Genomic DNA, 26,839 nt, shown 5'->3' on the forward strand with positions numbered 1-26,839 from the left:
AAAGTTATGTAAAAATACACACTGGTATGTTAAGGAAAACTTTTTAAACGAGTTCCTTATCGATCAAATATTCAGCTATTTGAACCGCATTTGTAGCTGCTCCTTTTCTCAAGTTATCAGATACTATCCACATATTTAATGTGTTCTCTTGGGAATGATCTCTTCTTATGCGTCCTACAAAAACGTCGTCCCTTCCATGAGCAAGTAAGGGCATAGGATAGACATTTACATCAACGTTATCTTGAACTGTAATTCCAGACGTTTCAGATAACAACCTTCTTATGTCGGATACATCAAATTCATTTCTAAACTCCACATTTACACTTTCAGAATGTCCTCCTACCACTGGTATACGTACTGCTGTTGCGGTTACCGCGATGGTTCTATCATTCAAGATTTTTTGTGTCTCGCGTACTAGCTTCATTTCTTCCTTTGTGTAACCATTATCTTCAAAAACATCACAATGAGGAATAGCGTTTTTGTGTATCTGGTAAGGATATGCCATAGCTCCTTTCTTACCAGCATACTCATTTTCTAGCTGCTCAACGGCTTTTACACCTGTTCCTGTAATAGATTGATAAGTGGAGATTACTAATCGTTTAACAGCATACTTCTGGTGCAAAGGAGCAAGTGTAGCCACCATTTGAATAGTGGAACAATTAGGGTTTGCAATTATTTTATCCTCTTTTGTCAACTCTCCAGCATTAATTTCTGGAACGATAAGTTTCTTATCAGCATCCATTCTAAAGGCGCTGGAATTATCAATAACAGTAGTCCCAACGGCTGCAAACTGTGGAGCAAACTCTAGACTTACAGATCCACCGGCAGAGAATAATGCAATGTCTGGTTTCATTTCTATAGCTTGTTTCATGCTCACTACCTTAAAATGTTTCCCTTTAAAAGTCACCTCATTACCTACAGATTTTTCTGAGGCAACAGGAATTAATGTGGAAACATTAAGATTGCGTTCTTCTAAGACTTTCAGCATGACCTGTCCTACCATACCGGTAACACCTACAACAGCTATTTTCATGATTTAAATTTTTAAAACGTAAAAGTATTATCTACAACTTTCATAAAATGCTTTTTTAACAATATTTTCCCTAGAGTCTTATAGGATAAAAATAGCTTTTACAAAATACGTGTAAGTTGAAAACAAAAAAACCGCCTTGTTTAAAAACAAAGCGGTTGGAATCAGTTGGTTGAAACTGTTCTTTATTTTTGCGCTCTTAAAGCATCGCGTATTTCTGTAAGAAGAACTTCTTCTTTTGAAGGTCCTGCTGGTGCTGGAGCCTCTTTAGGTTTTCTAGCTTTGTTATAAGCTTTAACAATCATAAATAATACGAAACCGATAATTATTAAAGAGATTATTGTGTTCACCCATTCTCCGTACATGATCGCGTTTTCTGGTTTTGTAACAACACCATCTGCTCCTACCACGGCATCAGACAAAATAATTTTAAGGTCTTTAAAATCTACTCCACCTGCAAAGTGACCGATGATAGGCATCATGATCATACTCACAAATCCTTTCACCACAGCACTTACTGCTCCAGCAAGTATAACGGCTACTGCAAGGTCTATGACATTTCCTGTCATAATAAAATTCTTAAATTCTTTAAGCATAATAATATTTGTTAGGTTAATTGTGCTGCAAATTTAATCTAACTAATTTCATTAACATAAAATTAAGAGCGTTTTGCTCAAAAATTCAAAAAGCTATCGTTTAAAGGATTATTTACTTAGATAAAGTGTCAATATAAACACGTCTTACTCGTTTTTGGATTCCGGTAAGTAATTCATAAGAAATAGTTCCGGCATCTTCGGCCATTTGCCTAGAGGTGTGAACTGTCTGGTCAAAAATCACGACTTCATCACCTACTTTTGCCGCTATTCCTGTAATATTTACCATGAACATGTCCATACAAATAATTCCTAAAGTAGGAGCCGGTTTTCCATTTATAGAAACTTTGAGATTTCCATAACCATAAATACGATTAATTCCATCGCCATGACCTAAAGGTATAACCGCATAAGTCGTTGGATCTTTTGCCACAAATTTACGGTTGTAACTTACCGTTTCTCCTGGTTCAATACTGCGTATTTGTGAAATGTTAGACTTTAAAGAACTGATAGGCTTCAACTGCGCATCATGCTTTGCATCATTACCAAAACCGTACAACCCAATTCCAGAACGTACCATTGTGTAATGCGCATTATTGTAGTTAAGAATACCACTGGTATTAGCTTCATGAAGTAAAAATTCATAATCCAGCTCTTTCTTTAAAATAGCTGCTATCGTTTCAAATTTGGTAATCTGTTGTTGGGTAAACTCTTCTTCATTTAAATCTTCACTAGCTGCAAGATGCGACTGCAGCCCGCGCACTTTTACTTCTGGACTGGATTTTACTATTCTTATAACTTCTTGAATGTCTTCTGGATCGATACCTATACGGTTTAAACCTGTATTAAATTCTAAATGTATAGGATAGGATTGTTGTTGTTTCGCTTTCGCGAAAGCGATAAAAGCATCCAGCATTTCCATACTATATATCACTGGTTCTAGACAACGATCTATGCAAATATCTAGATTGTGCTGTTGCGCGTGTAAAATGAGAATAGGAGTAATTATACCGTTTTCTCTCAGTTCTTCACCTTCTTCTGTATATGCGGTGGCAAAATAATCGGTTCCTAAATCTTGTAATTTTTGTGCCACTTTAACTATTCCATGACCATAGGCATTTGCTTTAACTACAGCCATAAATTTTGTAGTGTCGCTTATCCTGCTTTTAAGATAATGATAGTTGTGTGCAAGAGCATCTAAATTTACTTCAAGTCTAGTGCCTTTATGTTGCATTTTACGATTCTTTTTTTTGTTCTATTTCTTCTGCCTCTACATCTATATCTTTCACTTTGTGAGAAAGCATGGCCTTATAATAAGCTGCACGACTCAATGGTTCATATTCTTGTTGTTCTCCTAGTAAAACAACGTCCTCATTTGCTGTCTTACGGTAAGAATACTGAGCAAGATTTCCTGTTCTAGTGCAAACTGCGTGAACTTTAGTCACATACTCTGCAGTAGCCATAAGTGCAGGCATCGGGCCGAATGGGTTTCCTTTAAAATCCATATCTAATCCTGCGACGATCACTCTTATACCACGATTTGCAAGTGCATTGCACACGGCAACAATTTCGTCATCAAAGAATTGAGCCTCGTCTATTCCTACTACTTGACAGTCGCTTGCTAGCAAAGGAATGTTTGCTGCAGCAGGAACTGGTGTGCTAGGAATTTCATTTGCATCGTGCGAGACCACCATTTCTTCATCATAACGTGTATCGATGGCAGGTTTGAAAATTTCTACTTTTTGCTGTGCAAATTGCGCTCGTTTTAAGCGTCTTATCAACTCTTCTGTCTTACCAGAAAACATAGAACCACAAATTACCTCGATCCAGCCGAATTGCTCTTTGTGATTAACGGTATTTTCTAGAAACATTTTGTAATTTACAGGCGTTAATAAATGAGGGCTTTTTCCTCATTCTAGAATTCAAAAATACAAATAAACGAGCGGCAATAATCCCATTATGAAAAAGAAAATAGCAGCAGATCTTACCAGCCTAGCACACCGCATCCTACAACTTAAAAATAAAGAAGATGTTAACGAGTTACAGGTCATCGCAAAAGAACTGTATGAGAAACTAACTGTTCTTTCCTTTACTGAAAAACATTTTGCTGATATTAAACCTACCGCTGGAGATGCCGAGGTAGAGCGTAGACTTTCTCAAGCTTTTACTGAAGCTCAGGAAGATGTTAACAGCATTACTGGTGAAGTAGATCAAGCAATGGAACAAACCCAAGAGGATGTTGCTGAAGCTTTTGCAAATAATGACTTGAGTGATCTTTTTATGCCTGCCGATGAGGATACAAGAGAAGAAATGGAGCTACCAGGAATTTCTACCATCAGTAAAATGGTAGAAGAAATGCCAGATGAAGTTCCAGAAACCAGTGCAAAAATTGATATGAGTGATGAGGAAACTCCAAATCCTATTCCTACTGAGATAAAAATGCCAGAGTTTGAAAAAAAGGAAACAGTGGAAGAAAAATTGCCTCCTATAGAAATTCCCGACCATAAAAAATACACTAAAAACGATCTAGAAGACATCACTGCAGACTTTCAAACTATGCCTGTTTTTGAACGTAAAATTAACGATGCAAAAGCAGACGAGAAACCGCTTTCCCTTAACGACCGATTGAACAAAGGATTAAAGTTTGGTATGAATGATCGCTTAGGCTTTATCAAACACCTTTTTAACGGTAGCGATCAAGATTTTAATCGCGTGATCTCACAGCTCAATACGAGAAATACCTATGAAGATGCTCAGAGTTTCATAAATAACATGGTAAAACCAGATTACAACAATTGGGAAGGAAAAGAAACCTATGCTAACCGTTTTATGGAACTAGTGGAAAGGAATTACTAAAACTTCTATTTAATTTTAGTTTGATGAAGAGCCTTGTTGTGCTTACAGAGTGTAATCGAGGTACGCAATGTTAACGCTTTTGTTTTTATTGAGTAAAAATGGCATCAAAGCGACCGTTAGTAATATTGTAGAGAGTTCCAGTATTAGGATCTATTACGGAAAATTCGAATGTTGCTGATACAACATTTGAGTTTGCGATAAATTCAGTAATGGTGATTGCACCTGTGGTGCTTGAACTTGAATCAAAAAAACGCAAACCATCATCATCAACAGCTATACTTGCAAAAAAATTTCCTACGTCGTTTGACTCGATATCAAGATATTGATTAATCCCTATTTCTTTTTGGTTAGTACGCAAGCATATATCGGATACGATACCGGTTTCATCCAGCCCACATATGTTAAAAAAATACTCTCCATCCACCAACTGATAAAAACAGTTAAAACTACCACTATTATCTACAAAAGGCTCTCCATTAACTAGGCAGCCAAAAGTACCGGCGCCTGTTTGTGTTATAGGTGGTAGGCAGTCTATTCCTTGACAATCGTTATCGTCGCTATCGCAGGAATTTAAAAAAACGATAATTGAAATCAGTAGGATTATATTTTTCATAATTTTCTTATTGAGTAAACCGCATATCAAAGCGACCGTTGCGTATTTCTCTTAGATTGCCCTCAAAGTCAATAATATCAAATGAAAACGTTCCTGAGACGATTTGAGCATTCAAATCAAGCTTAGTAATTCTAAGCACTCCTGAACTGGATTGATTTGTAAAGGTCGCATTTGTACTAAAACTATATCTAGCAAAGGCATTACCTACTGAATTATCGATAAGTTGATAAGCCTCGCCTTCTTCTAATTCTTTAGCGTTTGTAGAGAGTGAGAGCCTTATCAAATTAAAATTTTCATTTCTCTTGTTTCCTTGCAAATTAAAGAACCGTTCTCCATTAATCAGCTGATAGACACAGTCCAGTGGATTAGTACCACCACTAGGAATAAAAGGCTCACCATCCAGCAGTGCGCCAAAGGTGTTTGCGCCAGTCATAGTCTCAGGTGGTAATTGAGAAACTGGGTCTTGTGGATTGTCGTCGTCGCTATCGCAGGAAGATATACTAAACAAGATTGCGATTAAGATCAAGGAGATTCCGTATCTCGCTCGTGCCTCACTTGCACGGAATGACAGGTAATCAAATAAGTATTTCATAATCATTGCTTTGATTCTCTAAATCTAGTGAGATGATTTTCTTTTACTATTTCTTTAATGACAATTAACAAAGGTTTATAAAGTTCTACTCTTTCCCGAAAGCGAGATCAAAACAAATACTTTTATTAGTAATAAACTTTTAGTTGCTGATTTCTTCCTGCAGTTGTTCTAGCGTTTTACGTTCTTTTTTAATATGGTACGCTATAAAAAGCACCATTACAATTGCAATAGGAATACTTGAGATCCAAACATAATTGAACCAAAATATGCTTAAATTCTCCCTTAATGCAGGTAATAACATTACAAAACCTATCCAGTAAGCTATGAGTATAATTGGTGTGATCCACTGATGTAACACCAACCTAGATGTATAATAAGACTTCAAGCGGTCTTGATGTGTATAAAAAGAATGATCCTTGGGAATCTTTGATAATTTATGAATCGATAGCTGCTCTAAAACGATTCTAATGAATAATGAAGTGATCATTATTCCTAGACCTGCAATAAAGAGCAATGGCGCATCCTTTCCTATCCAAAATAGATAAATGAGCAGAATGATAGCTGTGATTCCTAAAACTAGCATGGTAATGCGCTTTTTAGCATTTATTTTCTTTATAGTGCCTGAAAGTTGATTCAAGAAGCTTTCGTCTATTTCTAGATCATTGCTATTCCATGCATTTTGTAATTCTTCAAATGTTTTCATTATTAACACATTTAGTTAATGTTGATTTGATACGATTGAGCCTTGTCCTTAGGGCATTGTGTTTAATGCCTATGATTTGGGCGATTTCTTCTTGTGGGATTTGCTCTAATTCTAACAAAAGAATCGTTTGGTTTTCTTTATTGAGCTTACTCATACAAGCGTAAAGTTGAGAAAACTGCTTTTCTTTTTTTACGCTGGTTTCTTCTCTAGCCTCATAATTTTTCAAGGTTTCCTCAGGCGCTTTTTTATATTTTTTATGCATTCTTAATTCTTGTAAACAAGTATTTACAGTAATGCGATACAACCATGTGGATCTATTAGATGTTCCTCTAAAGCTATCCCAATGTTCCCAGACTTTGAGAAACGATTCTTGCAATAAGTCTTGAGCGAGATCTTTATCTCCTGATACGTAACCTAAGCACAATCGCAGTACCTTTTGATAATGTTGCCGGTAAAGGATTTCAAATTCCTTACTTATACCTTTTTTCATTTGACTAAAATAGGAATAAGCTGTTGCTCTAACCATGATGGAGCGTCCATCATAATAAAATGTTTTGAGTTTTCATTAATCAATAACTTATAGTCTGGGAGCTGAGCGTATTGTTTTTCATAGGTTTGCTGTGCCATTTCTTTTCCATAAGGTTTCCCTGCGCCTAGAATAATTACTGGTACTTTTATTTGAGATAAAAATGGTCTCACGTCTAATTTCAAATAATCCGTATAACCGTAGACGTAGGTTTTACGATCTGTTTTGAGAATATGATCTTTAATTTGTTTTTGATGATCAGTATTAGTTGCCATCCCTGAAGCCATTCCAGCTGCCATTTGTTCAAAAGCTTTATCGTCCATTTTTAATAATTGATTATTATAAGGACTTTCATAGGCGAGATTATCTGGTGAAAAATCGGGCATCATGAGCGCTCCAGTACATGGTAATCCATCTATTACCACTATCTCTTTTATCTTAAGATCTGGTTGCGCTGCGAGCCATGTAGCTATTGTGCCGCCCATGCTGTGACCTACAATAACAAGATTGGGATTATCTAAGGTTTTTATATACGTCTTAAGGTCCTCTAGAATAGTTGGCAACCAAGGGAATTCTATAGGAGCTACTTTTCCAAATCCAGCATAATCAATTGTGTGGCATTGATTTGTAGAGGAGAATTTTTCAATAGTCGTTTCCCATACAGATGCATCGCTGGCAAATCCAGGAAGAAATAATACAGGATCACCATATCCCATTACTGAAGTGCTTATACTTTTACTCTGTGCATGCAATTGTAACTGAACAAATAAGAAGAGAAACAATGTAAATTGAAGGGTAGTTTTCATGTTTTTTATTTTAATGATTTATCCTTTAGATACAAAAGCATTAAAATGTTACATGAGAAATCGCAATAAATATAAAACCCAACTATTTCTAGCTGGGCTTTTCAATAAAGGTTGTTCTTATTTTTTAATTTACTAGAAGTTTCAAAGTTGTTTCTTCGCCATCATGAAGAACGGTAATAAGATATAAAGCCTTTGACAAGTCGCTCATATCAAGTTCTAACTCTCCAGACTCCAAGGTAGTAAATTGATTTATTTTTTGACCTTGTAGATTTGATAATACAATTGTTTTTTCACCTATTCTACCACCTAGATCGATATAAATTTTATCTCCTATAACTGGATTAGGGTAAAGCTGTATCGCTTTCGCGAAAGCGAGATCATCACCTACACTCAAAGTACTGTTTCTAAACACAAGTTTGAAACGGTCGCTGGCCGTACTAGTCGAGTTGCTATCTACAGAAAATTGATAAGTGGTTGATTGATTGCTATCTAAAGCAGTAAGTGTATTAGTATAATTATCTTGCAAATAGGCCATTACACCGTTTAAATCTGTTGGCCTTACCACAATGGTATAGTTGCTATGCCTGAAGTTATTAATAAAGAGTTCAAGCTCCTCATTATTAGTTGGTAATGCACGTTGTTCTACGATAAATCTTTCTCCTGCTTTATTTCTCGCTATATTTTCATCTAAGTTGTATAGCTTTTTTGCATCTGCTGTTGTTGTGGAATTATCACCGTTTTGATCAAAACTTACTAAAAGTCCGTCGAGAGATTCCTGCCCATGGTTGTATGCATTCTGTTCGTATAATTGTAGGTCGATATTTCCTAAACTGGAATTACTGACTATTGAAGGGCCAGAAGGTCGTAGAGCTGTGTTAGAATCCCTTCTTAAGATAGCGTTACCATTTGTAACTCCAGATGCAACTAAGAATACTGCTTGACCTGGCTTTATAATTCCTGGAACATAATCGCTTCCAGCAACACTAGCACCAATAAGAGTATTGAGCGACCTACTATAAGTTCTGTATGAGCCACGGCTGTTTCCCATAGGGTCCCATATATAATAAAAGTCAGGATTTAAAGCCGTTAAATCAGTACTGGTTGCGTTGAACAAAGCATTAAGTTCACTTGCTATATCGAGATTACTCTGGTAGGGATTTGTCACAATAGTGTACTCACCACTATTAGCAGCTACAGTAGGTAAAGTGAAATCAGAATTGAGCAAGGCTCCTTTCATGCGCAAAGTTGTAGAAGATGAGCTGGCATTACTACTAAGATCTATTGTTCTATCACCTCTTATCATTAACCTAAAATAATCTCCTGCAGTCAATACATCTGCAGATAAGTTAGTAGAGGATTGGGAAGTCCACATTTGATTTAGATTTGACCAACTAAACATAGAAAGGTTGTTAGTGGCAGTTGGATCAAAACCATTTGCTGGCGCACTTGGTCCAGTTATATGAGTACCATAACCACTTTCAAAGCCTGCATCACCTGGATTCAATCCACCTTGTTGTAGATTGTCGAATATGGTCGTAGAAGTGGTTACTGGAATACTTAGGAATCTATAAGCCCTGCGGTTTTGATAATATCGCTCTACGGTTACATCGCCCTGAATGACAATCTGCCCACCTTCTATAACTGCGGTACCACTAACATCACTTTTAAAGGTCAGGTCAGCATTGGTAAGGTCGAGCGTGGAGCTGCTCACATTATCGTCATTAGTGATGGCCTTGGTAATGTTAAGTGTACCGTTTAAATTAATCCCGGCATTTTCAGGTTGAAATGTACCTAATGTACCATCAAGGTTCCAGCTATTTGCAGGGATTTGTCCGATCGCTATAATCTTTGCATCACTTGCGTCTAAATCAAGGTCACAGTTATTATATATCTCAATTTGGCTACCAGCGGTCAAGCTCAATGTCGCATTATTTTCAACGGTCAGATCATATGCGCTAAAACTTCCATTCACCGCCACATTTTCTCTTATGATGACCGTATCACCTGATCCAGATGGATTAACAGAGTCAGTAGGATCATTAGGTGTCCACGTACTGTTCTCATAAACAAAATTTTGTGGTATAGTGACTTGTACTGCCACTCTATTGCTCGTTGAGCCCAGGTTTAATTTTTTCAATTGAGAATCATTAACAAAGTATATCTCACCATTGTCGGTTACTGTAATGTCCCTTGCAACTTCATTAATGAGCGTTCTATTATTGGTCCCATCTGGGTTCATAATACCAATTGAGGCTCCAGCGCTATATAGCAACTGGCCTGAGTTATCAAATTCAATATTTCGTGCAGGGATCAAGGCAATGTCCACAAGGTTGTTGCCCTGAGGATCCATTTTTTGAAGGATATTCATGTCTTGCGAGGTAATAAAAATATCACCATCGGGAGCGACAGCAACTCTTCGTGGATTGTAGGGAAGCGTGGCTAACGTAGCTGTTACTGTGCCGTTTGGAGCCATCTTTATTATTGAAGAATTGAATGTGTCAGCAATTATAAAGTCTCCATTACCATCAATTGCAATTCCTAAACCAAAGAAATTTTGGGAACCAAGGACTATTTCGTTCATTCCGTTAGAATCAATCCTTAAAACTCCGGATTCTCTAGTTGGCATATAGATAAAACCAGCAGCATCAACAGCTGCGTCATTAAAACCTACATAATCTACGTCGTCATCAATAAATAACAATGTTGTATTCCCAAGTGCATCTACACGATATACTTCAGCCCCTAAATCCCAACAAGGCACTATAAAGTTACCTTGATTGTCTTCAGCAAGACCTTGAATGTTTTGAGGAACGGCAGCAATAACCGAAGAAGTAGTTGTGGTACCTTGCTGCACATAGTAAGTTCCAGAAGTTAAAAGATCTGTATCAGGTAATGCTGTACCACCAGATGTCATATCGTACCAAGTTGCAGTTGCACCTGCTGTAGGTGTAGCTATTAAATCAACCACCGTATCTCCGTGCGCAGCGATTTGGTTTGCATTTGCTATTTCATTTACTGGTATTGCTAAGCGGTCTGTACTTTCAACACCATTAGAGACCTGAGCCGCAAAAACAGTAGTGCCTGTGGTAAATGTGGTGGTGATTTCGTTACCTCCGGTAGCATTGTCATAAAATTTAAAAGTTGCGCCAGGCTCACCACTAAGTAAATTAATGAGTCCTGATATCTGGTTATTTCCAGATGTAAATATGTAATTGTCAAACTCATAAGTAGGTGCTGCAACCTCAGCAGTGACATTTACCAATGCTCGATTGCTCGTTTCAGTTCCCATGGTTCCTGTAAACTCTTGTTCTACAAAATAGGAGCCTGTGGACAACACATCGGTTAACATCAGCGAGGTGCCACCTGAAGCTACATTGTACCAGTTGACTTGATGACCTGAAGTGGGCGTGGTAAGAAGATTTGCAACAGTTGACAATGCTGGCAATGTTTGTATAGCTTCTGATATTTGCTGGACTGAAATAGCAAGCCGATTTGTGCTTGCCACTGACTGAATGGTTTGTGAGGCATAAACAGTTGTTCCACTCACTAAACTAGCAGATATTACATTACCTCCGGTGAGAGCATCGTATAATGTAATGGTACCACTAGGTTCTGTATTGATCAAACCGATTAATGTAGCCACTTGCCCGTTGCCAGTAGTGAACACATAATTATCAAATGCATAAGTAGGTGTCGGTACCTGATTAATTGTAAGGTCTTTATTTGCCCCTAAACTTGCAAGAGCACCTGGCGCAGGTAACGTTAAATTTGCTGGGTTCCCACCACCATCATTAATAAAAGCACTATTTATGACTAAAGCGCCGGTCGAAGTATAATCCAAGTCTGAGCTCCTGTGACTAGGTTGTATAAGATAATTGAAATTTAAAGTGCTAGTTCCAGAACCACTGCTATATTCAACAAAGGTATCTACAGTACCAGTTTCTATATGTAACAATGGTGCTTCTTGCAAAACTGGGTGAATAAAAACATTTACAGGAGCAGTAAACTCGACAACCAAAGTAATTATCTGTCCTTGAAAATAATCCCCATCCGTTGCTGTAGATGTGACATTAATTACAGAAGCAGGCATTACAACTGCATTAGGATTTGTTTCTGGACAATCTATGGCAAGTTTTGAATGACTTGTTTTACTATTGCTGGAGAATAAAACTTCGCTCACAATTTCCTCTATTAAGTGGTCTTTATCTTCATGAAAATTCGAGATCTCTAGCTCCCCTAAATTATTTGAAAACGCCTCCATTTGTTGAATTGGAAATATAAAAAAGCTGAAAGCCATTACTAGTGTGGCGTTCATAAATAGTAAACATCGTTTCATATTTAAGTATTTAGTGAGGTTTGTAAAATTATAAAGACAATAGTTCCATCTAAATTTACAAATTAATTTGAAATTAATAAATATTTGCTAGTGCAATTAATTACGACAATTCTGCTCAAAAGTTATTGTTGCAACAATGACTTCCAAATAGATAATAATCAGATCTTAAAAAGATATCCTATCCTATCTGACAAACAGTATATATGTTGGTAATATTAAAGGATAAGATTAGAACTAACTTTTTTAATAAATAGCATTGATTGATTTAAAGAATACTACCAAATCATTACGAGAATGAATAAAACAGTTTAAACAATGAATCTATTATGTTTATTAACGCATTGCTTTTAAAAGTTTCATTAATCTTGTTGCAATCAAATCGAATTTTTCAAATTTCTCTATTATGCATAAGTAGTAATAATTATTCAGCTATATAATTTGTAGAGCAACATGAATACTTGATCAAGATCATTACTATGCAAAACAAAAATCCCTTCCAGTATTACTGAAAGGGATTTATATGTAATGCGATAATTTCAAAAAGATTTCCGCCTGCGCGGAAATGGTCGGTTAGTTATTCAAAGCTTCTGCTCCACCTACGATCTCAAGAATCTCGTTTGTAATGGCAGCTTGACGTGCTTTGTTATAAGTAAGTTTCAATTGATCTCTTAATTCAGTAGCGTTGTCAGTTGCTTTATGCATAGCAGTCATACGTGCACCGTGCTCACTAGCCCATGAATCGCGCACGCCTTTGTACAATTGCATTTTTAATGACTTAGGAATAAGCTGCTCGATGATTTCTTCTTTAGAAGGCTCAAATATGTAATCCAGTTCCTTTTGCTCTTGTAATGCATTTTCATCTTTAGCAACTGCCTTCAGAGGTAAAAAGTCTTCAGTCATCACAATTTGTGTAGCAGCGTTCTTAAAGCTATTGTACACAATTACTATCTTATCAAATTGCTCTGTAATAAACAATTCCATCAACTCCTCAGCAATAACTGCAACATTGTCGTAGGAAATGTTCTCAAAAAGATCGCTTTTATTAGACTGGACCTCGGAGTCTTTACTCACAAAATCATTTGCTTTTTTACCTATAGTCATATAAGAAACAGCAACTCCTTTAAGCTCTTCTTGATTCAAACGAACCAATTCTTTGATAATATTTGAATTAAATGCTCCTGCAAGACCTCTATTTGAGGTAATTGCCACAACGAGTGCTTTATTCACCTCACGCTGTTCAGCAAATTTACTACCTGCATCACCTTCCATTGTTGCACTAAGACTTTGAAGAATCTCAGTTAATTTATCAGAATAAGGTCGCATAGCTGTAATAGCATCTTGTGCTTTTTTCAACTTTGCCGCGCTCACCATTTTCATTGCAGAAGTAATCTGCATTGTAGATGATACTGACGATATTCTGTTTCTTATTTCCTTTAAATTGGCCATTCTATTTACTTATGACTTATGACTTATGACTTCAGAAGTTTTAAGTTATGAGTTTTTGATTATGGTAACCAGCATTCTCATTATTTCATCTACTTCCTTTAAGAGTTCTTCTGGAACTTTTTTAATCTCTAAGTCTATTATTTGTAACCAATACTCGGTTTCATCAGCTTCTTTAAGCGAGATTCCAAGTTTATTTTTAAAATCCTTTGTACTTACTCCACGTTGTGCTTCTCTTACATTAGCACCTATAGATGTACCACTTTTAAGTAGTTGTCTAGCGATTTCATAATGTCTTTCTCCTTTTAAAACTGTTGTAAACCTAACTATGGCACGAGCAAATTCAAAAGTCCTTTTTCTTATTATGCTATCATCTAGTCCCATCTAACGAACAATTCATAAGTCTGAAGTCATAAGTCTTAACTAGAAACTCATAACTCTGAACTCATAACTTTATTAGTAACGGCTAGAAAGATCCTTTGCCACTGCAGTAAGAGTATCTATTACTTCATCAGTAAGCTTTCCAGCTTTAAGAGTATCCATGATACCTCTATGCTTTGCATTAAGAAGCTCAATGTAATCTCTTTCAAATTCTTTTACTTTCTCTATAGGCACATTTCTCAACAAGTTTTTAGAACCTGCGTAGATAATTGCAATTTGATTTTCTACTGGATAAGGGTTGTTTTGTCCTTGTTTAAGGATTTCAACGTTTCTTTTTCCTTTCTCAATAACGCTTAAAGTAGCTGCATCTAGGTCAGAACCAAATTTTGCAAATGCTTCTAATTCACGATAAGCCGCTTGATCTAATTTTAAAGTACCAGATACCTTTTTCATAGACTTAATCTGCGCATTACCACCTACACGAGATACTGAGATACCTACGTTAATTGCTGGACGTACACCAGAGTTAAATAAATCTCCATCAAGGAAGATCTGTCCATCTGTAATCGAGATCACGTTTGTAGGGATATATGCAGATACATCACCAGCTTGTGTCTCAATAATAGGAAGAGCAGTTAAAGAACCACCACCTTTAACGATAGGCTTTAAACTATCTGGTAAATCGTTCATTGTTGCAGCGATCTCGTCATTATTAATAACTTTTGCTGCACGCTCTAGTAATCTTGAGTGTAAGAAGAATACATCTCCAGGATACGCCTCACGTCCTGGTGGACGACGTAATAAAAGAGATACTTCACGATAAGCAACTGCTTGCTTAGATAAATCATCATAAATAATAAGTGCCGGACGACCAGTATCACGGAAGTACTCACCTATCGCTGCACCAGCAAATGGTGCATATACTTGCATAGGAGCAGGATCTGATGCGTTTGCCGCTACAATCGTAGTATAAGCAAGTGCTCCAGCTTCTTCAAGTACTTTAGATATTAAAGCTACGTTTGAGGCCTTTTGCCCTATCGCAACATATATACAATAAACTGGCTCACCAGCATCGTAGAATTCTTTTTGATTGATAATAGTATCAATACAAACGGTAGATTTACCAGTCTGACGGTCACCGATTACAAGCTCACGCTGTCCACGACCTACAGGAATCATCGCGTCAATGGACTTGATACCAGTTTGCATAGGCTCAGTTACCGGCTCACGATAGATTACTCCAGGAGCTTTACGCTCTAATGGCATCTCGTAAAGATCACCTTCAATAGCGCCTTTACCATCTATAGGCTCACCAAGTGTGTTAACTACACGACCTACAATTCCTTCTCCTACTTTAAGGGAAGCAATACGCTCAGTACGCTTTACAGTATCACCTTCTTTGATCTGAGTAGATTTACCTAGAAGTACAACACCTACGTTATCTTCTTCAAGGTTAAGAACGATTCCTTCTAGACCGCTTTCAAAAGAAACTAGTTCTCCATATTGTGCGTTAGAAAGACCGTAAACACGTGCGATACCATCACCTACGGTAAGTACGGTTCCCACTTCATCAAGAGATGCGGTTGCATCAAAACCTGATAATTGTTGCTTAAGTATTGCAGATACTTCTGCTGGATTTACTTCTGCCATGTTCTTATTTTTATACTTGTTTCAATGATCTTTTTATAGATCGTATTGTTTATAATTACACCGCTTTCGCGAAAGCGGAACACTTAAAAATTAATTACTAATTACTAGCAAATGTTCTTTTAAGCTCACCTAATTTATTGTTTACACTAGCGTTTATCTCTTTGTCACCTACTCTAAGAACAAAACCTCCTAAAATACTTGGGTCAACGATTTTCTCTAATGTTACTTCTTTACCTGCTAGCTCCTTTGCTCTAGCTAAGACTTTCATCTCAAGATCTGCCGAGATGGCAACCGCAGTAGTTACTGTCGCAATCTCGCGTTTATTCATATCTTCAAAAAGAACGATATAGCTCGTTGCAACATCTAATAGGATATCAGTACGCTTATTATCTACTAACAAATCAAATGTTTTCATCGTTACATCACCTGCATCTTTGAAAATTTGACGCAAACCACCTCTTTTTTGCTCCTCCTTAACAAGTGGGCTTGAAAGAAAATTACGCAATTCTTTATTATTAGAAATCGTCACAAGGATGTTTTTCATATCCTCATTAACCGCAAGCGCTTTATTCTCATCTATTGCTAGAGAAAGAATAGCTTTTGCATAACGAGAAGAGGCTCTTGATAATTTCATAATATTAAATATTTGCTTCGGCTAGTAATTGCTCAATAAGTTTGTGCTGAGCATCTTTTTCTGAAAGCTCTTTGCGAGTTACTTTCTCTGCAATATCAACGGAAAGGTTTGCTACTTGTGATTTAATATCAGCAAGAGCTGCTTTCTTTTCAGAAGCGATTGCATCCTGTGCTTGAGCAATAATTTTGTCTGCTTTTTCTTGTGCTTGACCAGCAGCATCTGCGATCATTTTTTCTTTGATCTCACGTGCTTCTTTAATCATCTCGTCTCTTTGAGCGCGAGCCTCTTGAGCAGCAGCTTGATTAGACGCTTCAAGTTTAGCCATTTCTACTTTTGCATTCTCTGCAGAAGCAAGAGCATCAGCAATTCCTTGTTCACGATTATCTAAACTACTTAAGATAGGTTTCCAAGCAAACTTTGCCATAAGGAAAATCAATCCTACAAAAATAACAAGTTGCCAAAAGAAAAGGCCTAGCGAAAAATCATTAATTAATTGATCCATGATCTATATGTAATGTAAATGTTTTAATCTTTAATTTTATAAATCACTACCTATAACCAACCGTTATAGGTAAGTGATTTATGTGGTTGTTTTACTGTGCTTATCCTAAAAGAAGCGCAGCAAAAGCAAAACCTTCAAGAAGTGCTGCGATGATAATCATCGCTGTTTGGATTTTACCAGCAGCCTCTGGCTGTCTAGCGATTGCTTCCATTGCTTTACCACCGATCTGTCCTAGACCGATACCAGCTCCGATTGCAATAAGTCCTGCACCTACAATAGTTGGGATTTCCATAAAAAAACTAATTTAAAAATTAAACAAAACGTTCTCTAACATCTTCTACATCTGCCTCTACATCTTCCGGCTCCTCTTCATGATGGTGATCATGATCTGCAACAGCCATTCCTATGAATAGTGCTGATAGAAGGGTAAATATATATGCTTGTAGAAATGCTACTAATAATTCAATCAATGTGATGAAACATGCTAAAATAAAATAGAATATTCCATAACCTATACTTGCACCTGTCGCAACATCCATATCGGTTTTTGCTACAGTAATGGCTCCTAATAAAGTAAATAATACCACGTGACCAGCTGTAATGTTTGCGTATAAACGAACTAACAATGCAAATGGCTTAGTTAATGTTCCTAATAATTCAATAGGGATAAAGAAAATCTTCATTATTGGGTGCACACCTGGCATCCAGAATATGTGTTTCCAGTAATCTTTATTAGCACTAAATGTTGTGATCAAATAAGTAAGTAAAGCAAGACCTACCGTAACTGCAATGTTACCTGTAAGGTTAGTACCTAGTGGTGTTAATCCTAAAAGGTTTGCAATCCAGATAAAAAAGAATACAGTTAAAAGGAAGCCCATGAATTTGCGGTACTTCTTTTCACCTACATTAGGCTTTGCAATCTCATCTCTTACGTAAATTACTAATGGCTCAAGGACACGACCTATACCTTTAGGAATAGAACGAGTTTTATATTGTTTAGCTAGACTTCTAAATAACAAAAACATTATAAGTCCAACTAGTAATGCTACTACCACGTTTTTAGTAATAGAAAAATCAAAAGGCTTTGTTTGTGTAGGGTGATCATGGTCATCTAATGTGATAGTACCAGCGGCATCTGTCTTATAGATTTTACCATGATACATTTTATAATAATTACCATTATGCTCAGCAATAGTTTCATCATGATGAAACTTTGAAGCCATAAACATTTGCACACCGTCATCCCAAAGTAAAACTGGTAACGGCAAACTAACAAAAAAGTGATCTTCTGCCTTTTCAAAAAGCGTGAAATAATGTGAATCTTGTAAGTGATGGTCTATAAAAGCAGCAACCTCATCTTTTGTATTAACAGCATCTCCTTCTCCATAATGAGCATCATCTACACCTGTTGTACTATGATTTGAATGATCGTTTGCTTGTTCTTGAGCAGTTGCTGTTGCAAATGCTGTAAAAACCAAAGCAAAAAACGCTGTCTTTAAATAAGCTTTAAACATGTAATACACCTTAAAAAGTTAGGTTCTTTAATTCGCGTGCAAATGTACGACAAAAAAGAATCTAAAAAACAGCCTTTTTCTTGTATTTTTTTTTGAGGTAATTTTAATCCTTTGGAGCTTCTAAAGGAGTATCATTGAGCCACTTGATAACCATAAATGCCTCAACCGCTAAAAAGATAAAATACGGAATAAGAAAAGAAAGGATTTGTGTTTTACTCAAGGAAGGCTCATCACTCAATAATTGTGGAAATAAAATGAGCGCTACACCAAATTTAACAAACACCGTTACAAGAAAGGCGTATCCCAATTGATTAGGTACTAAGTCATACAAATAGTACATCGCGCAAACTGATAATAACGTGGCTACTCCTAGAAAGCTGTATAGTTTTATTAAATTAAAAGCAGGCGATTGCTCAGCAAAAGTGTGAATTCCAAAACTTAGAAGTGACATGGCCAGAATAAGTACAAAAGCTTTAAGGTAAAAGTTCATATAATAAGTAAAGGTGAATATTTAAAAAGACCTAAATCTAGCTATTAAGCCGTTTTACCTTTTTTACCTGTGCTTAAGGATTTCACACCAGATTCCATTTTACAAGTAGCATTAAATGTTGCACCAGGATCAACTGCTAGTTTTTGTGTAATGACCTCGCCATTAATTTTTGCAGTAGATTTAAGAGTCAATAAACCTTCCACAATTAATTTACCTGAAACTTCACCTTCAACATCGGCATTATTGCATTCTAAAGTACCTTCTAGTGTGCCTTCTTTACCTATAACAACTTTTGCGGCTGTTTTAAGTGTTCCATTTATGGTACCGTCTATTCTAAAACCTCCATTACTTTCTATATCACCAGTAATAACGGTTCCATGGCTTATCCTATTTTGTGATTTACCTGATTCCATAATTGACTTACTTTTCTTTTTATCGTTAAACATAGGAGCGCTTTAAAGCATTTCTTTCTCGTACTTATCTAGGTTCTTATGTACTTGTATAATTTTATAATTCTCTGCAGCAATTGCTATAAAAGGTCTTGAAACCTTGAAATTGTGCTCTGGTGCTGCCATCAAATCACCTAGACCTTGAGCACCTAACTTAGAGCTTAGTCCATGAACCACTACGAGCCTTTCATTTTTATTGTAAACATCGTTTGAGACATTAAAAGAAAAGTTCTCTTTTTTAATAGCCTCATTTAGGTTACCTACTAAATCATCCATCGCAGCCGTCTCAGAATTATTGAACCTGTAAACCAATTTATAATCTGTAAGGCCGTTTTCTGGCAAGAACACTTCTGGAATCTTAAGTGCTTCAGCATCCGTTACTAATTTTTGAGCGCTTTTACCTACTTCTGTATTTGGAAAGTTTAAAGCGACGTAATCGATGCCTTTCTTATATTCTTTAAAACCATACAATCTTCCTGCAGCAAAGGCTTTCAATAATTCTAATCTAGGTACAATAGCATCACCGCTAAACTGATTTGAATATTTTTCGGCACTCGTAATTACGAGGTCGTAATTTTCTTTCTCATACTCTTTGTAAAGTCTGTTATAAACAGCCAGCGGACTTGCGCTATCGTCTAATTTTGAATTAGGATTTCTCAAGATTTGCGCATAACGCGTGTCCGGATATTCACTAATGATTCTGTTTTTTAATTGTTCCGCTTTCGCGAAAGCGTCACTATCACTATTCTCTTTATAAATTAGATACAAGTTATATAAAGCTGGCAACAAAAGTTTTTCGGCTGGGTTGTGAGTCAATAACGTATCAAATCGATTAATTGCCAGATCGTTGCGTTTAAACTTTTCTTTATAAATAACACCAAGTTGATAGTAAGCAAAATTTCTAGACTTAGCGATACTGTCTAATACGAACTTACCTTCTGGTAATGTGCTAGTATAAAACTCTGTAGTAAATTCTGGACGTACCTCTACCTCTTCCACCACATCTTCAGTGACAGTTGCCGTTTCTAGTTCTTCCTTTTTATCCTTGCGCCTCCAGTTGTCTTTAAGATCTCTTTTACCCCATTTTTTTCTAAAATCTATCTTGCCACGAGCAACTGTTTGCTGATTAAAAAAGTAGAAGGTACTTGCGCTGGTAGAGCCACCAGTACGCACATTTGATCCTGGCGCGCCAAAAGAAGGTCCCGTTTTACCACGTCTAGTAACTTTATTGTTATTGATTTTTGAAAACGCCGTTTGATCTTGAGCGGCTTTTGCTGCTTCAATCTCTGCTTCTTCTGCGATGCGCTCCTCTTCGGCCTTAAGGCTATCTATATAATCTTGATAGTATTGCTCTTGTTGTTTAGGAGACATGGCAAGAACTTTAAAAATACTATCGGCGCTACGGCGATGCCCTTCATAAAAAATCACATCTTCAAGATTATTTCTCTTTTTACTCACCAGACGGTGTTCTTTTGTGCGTGGTGTATAATTTGCAATAGCACTATCATAATACTTACCTGCATTGACAAACTTAGACTGGTCAAAACTAATTTTTCCTAAAGCAGAATAATTATTACCCCTTAAATACAAGTCCTTTCCGCCCTTTGCTCTCAAAGATTTATTGTAATAATCCTTTGCCAGCTCAACACTATCTTCTTTTTCATAATAGATCGCTTTACGAGAATAAATAGCATCTAGCCATGGTCTGTTTTCACGATTTTCTTCTAACTCAATAATTGTAGCAAGCAGCTCTTCTTTACTATCTAGTGCAGGATCAAAGTTTTTAATCTTTTCTATAAAAGCATTTAAATAATAACGTCTCGGTATTTTACGATGCATTTCAATAATCTCATCGTAATGTGCAAAAGCGCTATCTCTTTGTCCAGTTTTGGCAAAAAGCTGTGCCGTTATAAATTTGTATCTGGCTTGAGTTTCACGATTTTCAGTCTGATTTTCTGCACGATTCATGTAAATTAAAGCACTGTCTACCTCTTCTAGATTAAGAAATGCTTGAGATAAAGTTGCATTTGCAATAGATAAATCTTCTGTTTCTATGGACTCTACCTCTTCTTTGAGGAGTTTTGTTAAGTTTCTAATCGCAGTCTCATTATTATCCAGTCTCATATTAGTGCGCTCACGCCATACTTTTGCCTGATTGATCTGGTCGCTTTCAGGCATGAATTGAAGGATGTAATTAAATGCCTCTAAAGCAGGGATGAAACGCTGGTCGTAATATCTGGCCTTACCTAATAACATGTAAGCCTCATCAATTTGCGGATTATACTCCGTTTCATTGATGAGCATAGAATGTTTTTGAACCGCTTTTACAGCTTTTTCCTCTGCACGTTCAAAATTAGGATCTGGAGCTTTCTCGCCTGGAAGAAACACTTCTTTTTTAATTTGCATGCGCTCCACTGGTAGAATATCCCAGTAGTTATCTAGATAAGTTTGCTCCAGACCGTCAAGTCCAGCTTGTAATGCAAGGTTACCGTTGTAAAGGACATTGTACTCTGTACCTACGGCATGCAGATTGCGACTTATAAAAGAGTTTTTTTTCCTACTACAACCAGTTAGGATTGCTATAAGTAAAAAGGTGATAGAAATATTATAAAAAAACTGTTTCAAAAAGTAGGGTTTAGACTAAAGTGTATAACTCTTAATACCGCATTAATATTGTAAAAGTTGGTAAAAATAAGAATTTTTTATTTTCAAGACTGTCTTATAAGTAACTCATGACTTATTTAGCTAGCAATATAGAATAATAACAGACCGTTAAACATTTGAATAGGAATAATCTTTGAACTATTTTACACAACTGTTACACATCGTTTTTGATGTATTTTCTATCTTAATTTCATATATGAAGTACTTTTTTACAATACTAACTGGTCTATTTTTTTTACAACTTACTAATTCACAAACAGATAACAGTCTCCTGTGGGAAATTACTGGAAACGGCTTAGAAGAACCTTCCTATTTATATGGTACTATGCATGTAAGCAGCAAAGTTGCCTTTAGGTTAGATGATGTGTTCTTTGAATCGTTAAAAAAAGTAGATGCAGTAGCATTAGAAAGTGATCCTACACAATGGATGGACGAATATTATAGCGAGCAAATCTTATCTGTTCAGAATATGTCTGGATCCTACCGTTCTTCTTTTTATGAAGATTTATTCAAGTTAGAACATCCGCCACTTCAAATGGTACGTTCAAGCATAAGAATGAATGATATGGCATTAAACGGTTATTTATATCGTAAAAATGGCGCCTCTGATAATTTTGAAGAAGAGACCTATCTAGACATGTTTATTTTTCAAGCCGGAAAAAAAGCTGGTAAACCCATCATAAGTCTAGAAGACTTTAATGAATCTCAATACCTTACATCAAAAGCAGCTACAAACCCATCTAAAAAAGAGATTGATCAATGGCTGGAAGAGCGGCTAGAAAAAGAAAATAGGTACACGATTCAAGAAAATGTCTATAGAGATCGCAATATTTCTTTGCTAGACTCTATAGGAGCTGCAACAAATACGGAGTACTTTAGAAAAAACATGTTGTACGATCGCAATGAGAATATGGTGGTTGTAATGGACTCTGTTATGAAAACTCAGACCATATTTGCTGGAGTAGGCGCTGCACACTTACCTGGCGAGCAAGGAATGATACAAATGCTGCAAGACAAAGGTTACACCGTAAAAGCGCTAACATCTGAGCAAACAGAGCTTGCTAAAAAAGAAAAAAAGAATTTAGACGAGAGTTTTGTGGCTCCTACGCTTTCGCGAAAGCGTACACCTGATCAATTTCTTTCCCTTAAAACTTTTGACAACCTAAGAGAATTTAGCATGGGGAATCAGTCTTTCTATATGATTCCCGAAATGACTAATGGTGCTTATTTAACCATTTCTAGAATTAACACGCTAGATTACCTTCCTACCGAAAAGAAAAAAATAGATCTGGATTTTGTCGATAATATTTTATTTGAAGATATTCCTGGAGAAATTATAGAAAAAATAGAATTGACCGCACCATATCCTGGCTATTCTATTTTGAACAAAACAAAAAAGAGAGATTATCAAAAATATCATATTTATAAAACACCTCTTGAGTTAGTGATCATCAAATTTGGAGGAAAGTTAGATTTTGTAAAGCAATACGAGCAAGAGATTTTTAGCTCCATAGAGTTTTTACCTAACAGTGAAAAGTTGAGCACCTTTAAAGCGCCTTATAATAAATACAGCATGTTATTTCCAGAACATGCAGTAGCAAATAACCTTGAAAATCCTGGTAAAACTCTACTACAAGGAACTGATGGTACTTCTTTTTACTTTTTCCAAGAAGCTCCCATTTTTGACACAGAGTATGTAGAGGAAGATAAATTTGAAGCTCAGTTTATAGTGGAAGAGTTTGTAAATGAACTGGAATATGAGATAGAAAAAGGAGCTGTAAAAAAACAACCTTATTACAGTTACCGAGCTACTGTAATCATGGATAGTGTGCTTAAAACTCAGTTAGAACTCAAGTCTATAGTAAAGGATGGTAGTTATTATTTAATGGGTTACACTGGTGACAATCAAGAAAAAGCTGACGCCTATTTTAATTCTATAAAGTTCAATACCATTGCATACGATGATTTTAAAACGGTGCAGGATACTGCGATGTTTTTTAATGTTAAAAGTCCAGTAAAGGCTCCTATGTCTAGAAGGAGATTTTCACGAGATGATCAGAAGGATTATGAAGAGAAAGAAAAGTATTCTTTCTATACCACTCCATCAAACGAGCAAATTGAAGTAAAAATGACCAAGTTTCATGACCTTCAAATGTTTCACAAACCAGAAGATTTATGGGAACATGTGGATGATAATGACTGGTCTGACATGAAATTGTACCGTAGCAACCTAAGAGCAAAAGACAAAGAAAAAGAGCAAAAAGGAGCGATTTATACCTATAATAGAACATTTAAAGATAGCCTTAGTTCCAAGCATATTCTTGCAAAAGATGTGTACTATAAAGGCAGGTTGTACCATCTCAAAACGGTTATTGATAGCACAAAACAACCGTCTAAATTTGTTGAAGAATTTTATGCTAGTTTTTCTCCTCAGGATACTATGGTAGGTAAAGATGTATTTGAAGATAAAACAGCTCTTTTCTTTGAAGGAGTAAAAGAAAAAGATACACTAGTCTTTGAAGCAAATGATAAGGTGAAGTTTAAAACTAAGGATATATCTCAAATGATAGACCTTATAAACACTGTAGATTCAGATGATGCCTCTCTCAAAGATGTGAGAGAATATACTTTAGAAGAGTTGATAGATTTAAAGGATAACCGAGTGCTTCCTTTTATAACAAGCCTTTATGAATCGTCCTATAACGATCCAGATGTGCAGCTGGTCATACTGAGAAAGTTGCTTCGTAAAAAAACTACAAGTACTCATGAAAAAGTATTGGATCTGTTAGAAAAAGATTTGCCTTTAAAAAAGTCTGGAATTTCTAATGCACTTAATAGTTATGGTGATTCTTTACGATTATCTGCAAAATTATTTCCTGACTTGCTTACTTATGCTTCCATAAGCGAATACAAATCTCCTGTTTATGAACTACTTGCAAAAGTTAAAGATTCTGGATTTGTAAAGAAAAAAGTGTACAAAAAGTACCGTAAGCAAATCATCACCGACGGAAAGATCGAAATTAAAAGAACGCTAAGTGCGAGAAAAACAAGTTATAACAATAATAGTAATGATCTTTTAAGTGATTATGTAAAACTCATATTTCCATTCCGTAAGGATAGAAGCGCTCAAGACTTCTTTGAAAAACTTTTAGATAGTGGTAAAAATGATGCTATTGCCGTATACTTTACTTTACTCATGAAAAATAAAGAGTCTATCCCTGATATACTGCTGGAAGAAATGGAAGAAGACATCGTTCTAAAATCAGAAATCGTTATCCATACGGCAAAAAATGATTTAAAACTATCTCCAGAAATTACTCAAAAAGAACTGGCTAAAAGTATCGTGCTGACCTCTAGATCATTTGATAAAAATGAAGATGAGATCACCTTTATAGAAGAGAAACTTATCACGACAGATAAAGATGAAAAAGTAGCTCTTTACCTTTATCACTATAAGAATAAAGATAGCTACAAAGATCAAGATTACATACGTTATGCTGCTTTTGAAATAAAAGATGATAAAACACTACAATCAAAGCCTTACTCGAAGTCCTACGGAAACGGCAAACGTTATGACACCGATAAAGAAAAAGAAGATGCTATTGAAGAAATAATTAAAAACATTAAACACAAAAACCGCTGGAGAGTGAAATAGTTTTTGAAACAAATAGTAAAGAAGTTCAACGATAAAGACCTAAGAAAAATAATTCTTAGGTCTTTGTTTTTAATGAAATCCTTAATCAAATTCTCTTCAAATGGATCGTGGTATCATTTAAAACTTAAAAGGCTTACTAGAAAAGATAGATTTAAGACTGTATTCACGACCGTTTTCGGTTTCCTCGATGTGAGGTTTAGGAGAAAATATCATAGCTATACCTATAGGTACAAACGTAGTCCAGACTCCTTGCTCAATGAACTGTAATAAAACAAATCTCGTTATCAAAAATAGCGCTGTAAAGCAAACACCGTAAATAAGGAAAACTCTAATTTTAGGACTCATTATAGATTTTTTTCAAAGGTAATTACATCTTATAAACCTTCTTACTAAAAAGAAACTTTAAACCATATTCCTTACCTGATTGCATTTGTACCACATGCGGTCTTGGAGATATAACCCATGCAAGAACCGCAGGTACCAGAGTAAGCCATGTGTTACTAGGTGTAACCATAAATTGCATCATAAGATATCTTGTTAGTAAAAAGACTCCCAAAAAGATCACTACATGAATGCCTAACATTTTATATCTAGGGTGCATATTATTCCTCTTCTAAAACAGGAACAGGAGCATAGCTCTCAGAAATTCCTTTAAAATAGTTCTCTAACTCTGCAAAAGTGCCTGCTGTTTTTTCCTTGTCCATGACCACTTTCCCTTTTTCTAATAACACAACACGCTGCGTTACTTCAGTAACATGTTGTAAATCGTGTGATGAAACTAGAACAGTAGTATTAGGATCATCAGCCAGTTCTTTGATTATTTTCTTAAGCCTGATTTGAGTTGAAGGGTCTAGATTTGCAAAAGGCTCATCTAGAATTACGACTTCTGGATTGCCTATTAATGCGGCAACTATTCCTACCTTTTTTTGATTTCCTTTAGATAAATCACGCAAGTATTTTTTCTGACCTATGGCTTCACCATTGAAAAAATCAGAATAAGAAGCCATGAGCGCGTCTATATCTGCTTTATTCTGACCTCTTAATTCACCTATGAAATAAAAATATTCTTCTGGTGTTAAATAACCTATTAAGAAACTCTCATCTACAAAAGCGCTGGTAAAAGGTTTCCAGTCTTCGCTCTCGCTTACTTTAATATCATTACTCAAAATATAACCACTCGTAGGCTGTATCAAGTCCAGCAATAGAGAAAATAAGGTTGTTTTTCCAGCACCGTTATTTCCTACAAGACCTATGGCTTGCCCTTTATGAATCTTTAATTCGTCTATATCTAGTACAGAAACGCCGTTGTATACTTTTGAAAGGTTTGTTATTGAAATCATAATTATAAATGTCTTATTAGTTAGTTGTTGTTCCGCTTTGGTACCGCATCAAGTGCGGCATG

25 protein-coding genes are annotated in these 26,839 nt (G+C 36.0%); 2 read left to right on the top strand and 23 right to left on the bottom strand.

Annotated elements, in window-relative coordinates; genetic code table 11:
* Positions 1-43: 43 nt before the first annotated feature.
* From DDD_RS06290 to DDD_RS06305, 4 genes are all read right to left on the bottom strand, one after another.
* Entirely contained in the window at positions 44-1,033 is a 990-nt protein-coding gene (locus tag DDD_RS06290; protein ID WP_015361954.1) for an aspartate-semialdehyde dehydrogenase, read from the bottom strand.
* 182 nt (positions 1,034-1,215) lie between these two features.
* A complete protein-coding gene (gene mscL, locus DDD_RS06295) occupies positions 1,216-1,626 on the bottom strand; it encodes a large conductance mechanosensitive channel protein MscL (protein WP_015361955.1) in 411 nt (136 codons plus the stop codon).
* Between the two features lie 112 nt (positions 1,627-1,738).
* Positions 1,739-2,857 (bottom strand): alanine racemase, encoded by a 1,119-nt coding sequence (gene alr / locus DDD_RS06300; protein ID WP_015361956.1) that lies wholly within the window; start codon positions 2,855-2,857, stop codon positions 1,739-1,741.
* A 1-nt stretch (position 2,858) separates the two neighbouring features.
* Complete coding sequence (locus DDD_RS06305; protein WP_015361957.1) at positions 2,859-3,494, bottom strand: thymidine kinase; 636 nt, start codon at positions 3,492-3,494, stop codon at positions 2,859-2,861.
* Between the two features lie 88 nt (positions 3,495-3,582).
* Between DDD_RS06305 and DDD_RS06310 the strand changes: the two genes are divergently transcribed.
* Positions 3,583-4,479, top strand: coding sequence for a hypothetical protein (locus DDD_RS06310; protein WP_015361958.1), 897 nt, complete (start codon positions 3,583-3,585; stop codon positions 4,477-4,479).
* A gap of 85 nt (positions 4,480-4,564) precedes the next feature.
* On the opposite strand, the gene DDD_RS06315 is transcribed toward DDD_RS06310, so the two are convergent.
* The 16 genes from DDD_RS06315 to porW form a co-directional block, all read right to left on the bottom strand.
* Positions 4,565-5,092, bottom strand: coding sequence for a hypothetical protein (locus DDD_RS06315; RefSeq protein ID WP_015361959.1), 528 nt, complete (start codon positions 5,090-5,092; stop codon positions 4,565-4,567).
* 7 nt (positions 5,093-5,099) lie between these two features.
* Positions 5,100-5,684 (bottom strand): DUF6252 family protein, encoded by a 585-nt coding sequence (locus DDD_RS06320; protein ID WP_015361960.1) that lies wholly within the window; start codon positions 5,682-5,684, stop codon positions 5,100-5,102.
* Between the two features lie 139 nt (positions 5,685-5,823).
* Positions 5,824-6,387: a hypothetical protein gene (locus tag DDD_RS06325; protein ID WP_015361961.1), complete on the bottom strand. Its 564-nt coding sequence runs from the start codon at positions 6,385-6,387 to the stop codon at positions 5,824-5,826.
* On the bottom strand, positions 6,374-6,877 hold the full coding sequence (locus tag DDD_RS06330; protein WP_015361962.1) for an RNA polymerase sigma factor: 504 nt from the start codon (positions 6,875-6,877) through the stop codon (positions 6,374-6,376). Before DDD_RS06330 ends, DDD_RS06325 begins: the two co-directional genes overlap by 14 nt.
* Entirely contained in the window at positions 6,874-7,719 is an 846-nt protein-coding gene (locus DDD_RS06335; RefSeq protein ID WP_041566987.1) for an alpha/beta fold hydrolase, read from the bottom strand. Before DDD_RS06335 ends, DDD_RS06330 begins: the two co-directional genes overlap by 4 nt.
* Before the next feature lie 124 nt (positions 7,720-7,843).
* Positions 7,844-12,055, bottom strand: a complete 4,212-nt coding sequence (locus tag DDD_RS06340) for a T9SS type A sorting domain-containing protein (protein WP_083892381.1) — start codon at positions 12,053-12,055, stop codon at positions 7,844-7,846.
* A gap of 570 nt (positions 12,056-12,625) precedes the next feature.
* Entirely contained in the window at positions 12,626-13,501 is an 876-nt protein-coding gene (gene atpG / locus DDD_RS06345; RefSeq protein WP_041566988.1) for an ATP synthase F1 subunit gamma, read from the bottom strand.
* A 45-nt stretch (positions 13,502-13,546) separates the two neighbouring features.
* Positions 13,547-13,882: a four helix bundle protein gene (locus DDD_RS06350; RefSeq protein WP_015361967.1), complete on the bottom strand. Its 336-nt coding sequence runs from the start codon at positions 13,880-13,882 to the stop codon at positions 13,547-13,549.
* 72 nt (positions 13,883-13,954) lie between these two features.
* Positions 13,955-15,529, bottom strand: a complete 1,575-nt coding sequence (gene atpA, locus DDD_RS06355; protein WP_015361968.1) for a F0F1 ATP synthase subunit alpha — start codon at positions 15,527-15,529, stop codon at positions 13,955-13,957.
* 97 nt (positions 15,530-15,626) lie between these two features.
* Positions 15,627-16,163: an ATP synthase F1 subunit delta gene (gene atpH / locus DDD_RS06360; protein ID WP_015361970.1), complete on the bottom strand. Its 537-nt coding sequence runs from the start codon at positions 16,161-16,163 to the stop codon at positions 15,627-15,629.
* Positions 16,164-16,167: 4 nt separating this feature from the next.
* The gene (locus tag DDD_RS06365) at positions 16,168-16,665 is read right to left on the bottom strand and encodes a F0F1 ATP synthase subunit B (RefSeq protein ID WP_015361971.1); all 498 of its coding nucleotides are present in this window, start codon (positions 16,663-16,665) and stop codon (positions 16,168-16,170) included.
* Between the two features lie 100 nt (positions 16,666-16,765).
* Entirely contained in the window at positions 16,766-16,957 is a 192-nt protein-coding gene (gene atpE / locus DDD_RS06370) for an ATP synthase F0 subunit C (RefSeq protein ID WP_015361972.1), read from the bottom strand.
* 19 nt (positions 16,958-16,976) lie between these two features.
* Positions 16,977-18,179 (bottom strand): F0F1 ATP synthase subunit A, encoded by a 1,203-nt coding sequence (gene atpB, locus DDD_RS06375; RefSeq protein ID WP_015361973.1) that lies wholly within the window; start codon positions 18,177-18,179, stop codon positions 16,977-16,979.
* A gap of 103 nt (positions 18,180-18,282) precedes the next feature.
* A complete protein-coding gene (locus DDD_RS06380) occupies positions 18,283-18,669 on the bottom strand; it encodes a DUF6168 family protein (protein WP_015361974.1) in 387 nt (128 codons plus the stop codon).
* Positions 18,670-18,713: 44 nt separating this feature from the next.
* Positions 18,714-19,115 (bottom strand): bactofilin family protein, encoded by a 402-nt coding sequence (locus DDD_RS06385; protein ID WP_041566989.1) that lies wholly within the window; start codon positions 19,113-19,115, stop codon positions 18,714-18,716.
* A 9-nt stretch (positions 19,116-19,124) separates the two neighbouring features.
* Complete coding sequence (gene porW / locus DDD_RS06390; protein WP_015361976.1) at positions 19,125-21,743, bottom strand: type IX secretion system periplasmic lipoprotein PorW/SprE; 2,619 nt, start codon at positions 21,741-21,743, stop codon at positions 19,125-19,127.
* Between the two features lie 235 nt (positions 21,744-21,978).
* On the opposite strand from porW, the gene DDD_RS06395 reads away from it, so the two are divergent.
* Positions 21,979-25,437, top strand: coding sequence for a TraB/GumN family protein (locus DDD_RS06395; RefSeq protein ID WP_015361977.1), 3,459 nt, complete (start codon positions 21,979-21,981; stop codon positions 25,435-25,437).
* Positions 25,438-25,554: 117 nt separating this feature from the next.
* Here the strand turns inward: DDD_RS06395 and DDD_RS06400 are convergent, their stop codons facing one another.
* From DDD_RS06400 to DDD_RS06410, 3 genes are all read right to left on the bottom strand, one after another.
* Positions 25,555-25,782, bottom strand: a complete 228-nt coding sequence (locus tag DDD_RS06400) for a hypothetical protein (protein WP_015361978.1) — start codon at positions 25,780-25,782, stop codon at positions 25,555-25,557.
* A 22-nt stretch (positions 25,783-25,804) separates the two neighbouring features.
* Entirely contained in the window at positions 25,805-25,963 is a 159-nt protein-coding gene (locus DDD_RS17950) for a hypothetical protein (RefSeq protein ID WP_015361979.1), read from the bottom strand.
* 76 nt (positions 25,964-26,039) lie between these two features.
* A complete protein-coding gene (locus tag DDD_RS06410; RefSeq protein ID WP_015361981.1) occupies positions 26,040-26,777 on the bottom strand; it encodes an ABC transporter ATP-binding protein in 738 nt (245 codons plus the stop codon).
* Between the last annotated feature and the right edge of the window lie 62 nt (positions 26,778-26,839).

Source organism: Nonlabens dokdonensis DSW-6 (genome assembly GCF_000332115.1).
GTDB lineage: Bacteria > Bacteroidota > Bacteroidia > Flavobacteriales > Flavobacteriaceae > Nonlabens > Nonlabens dokdonensis.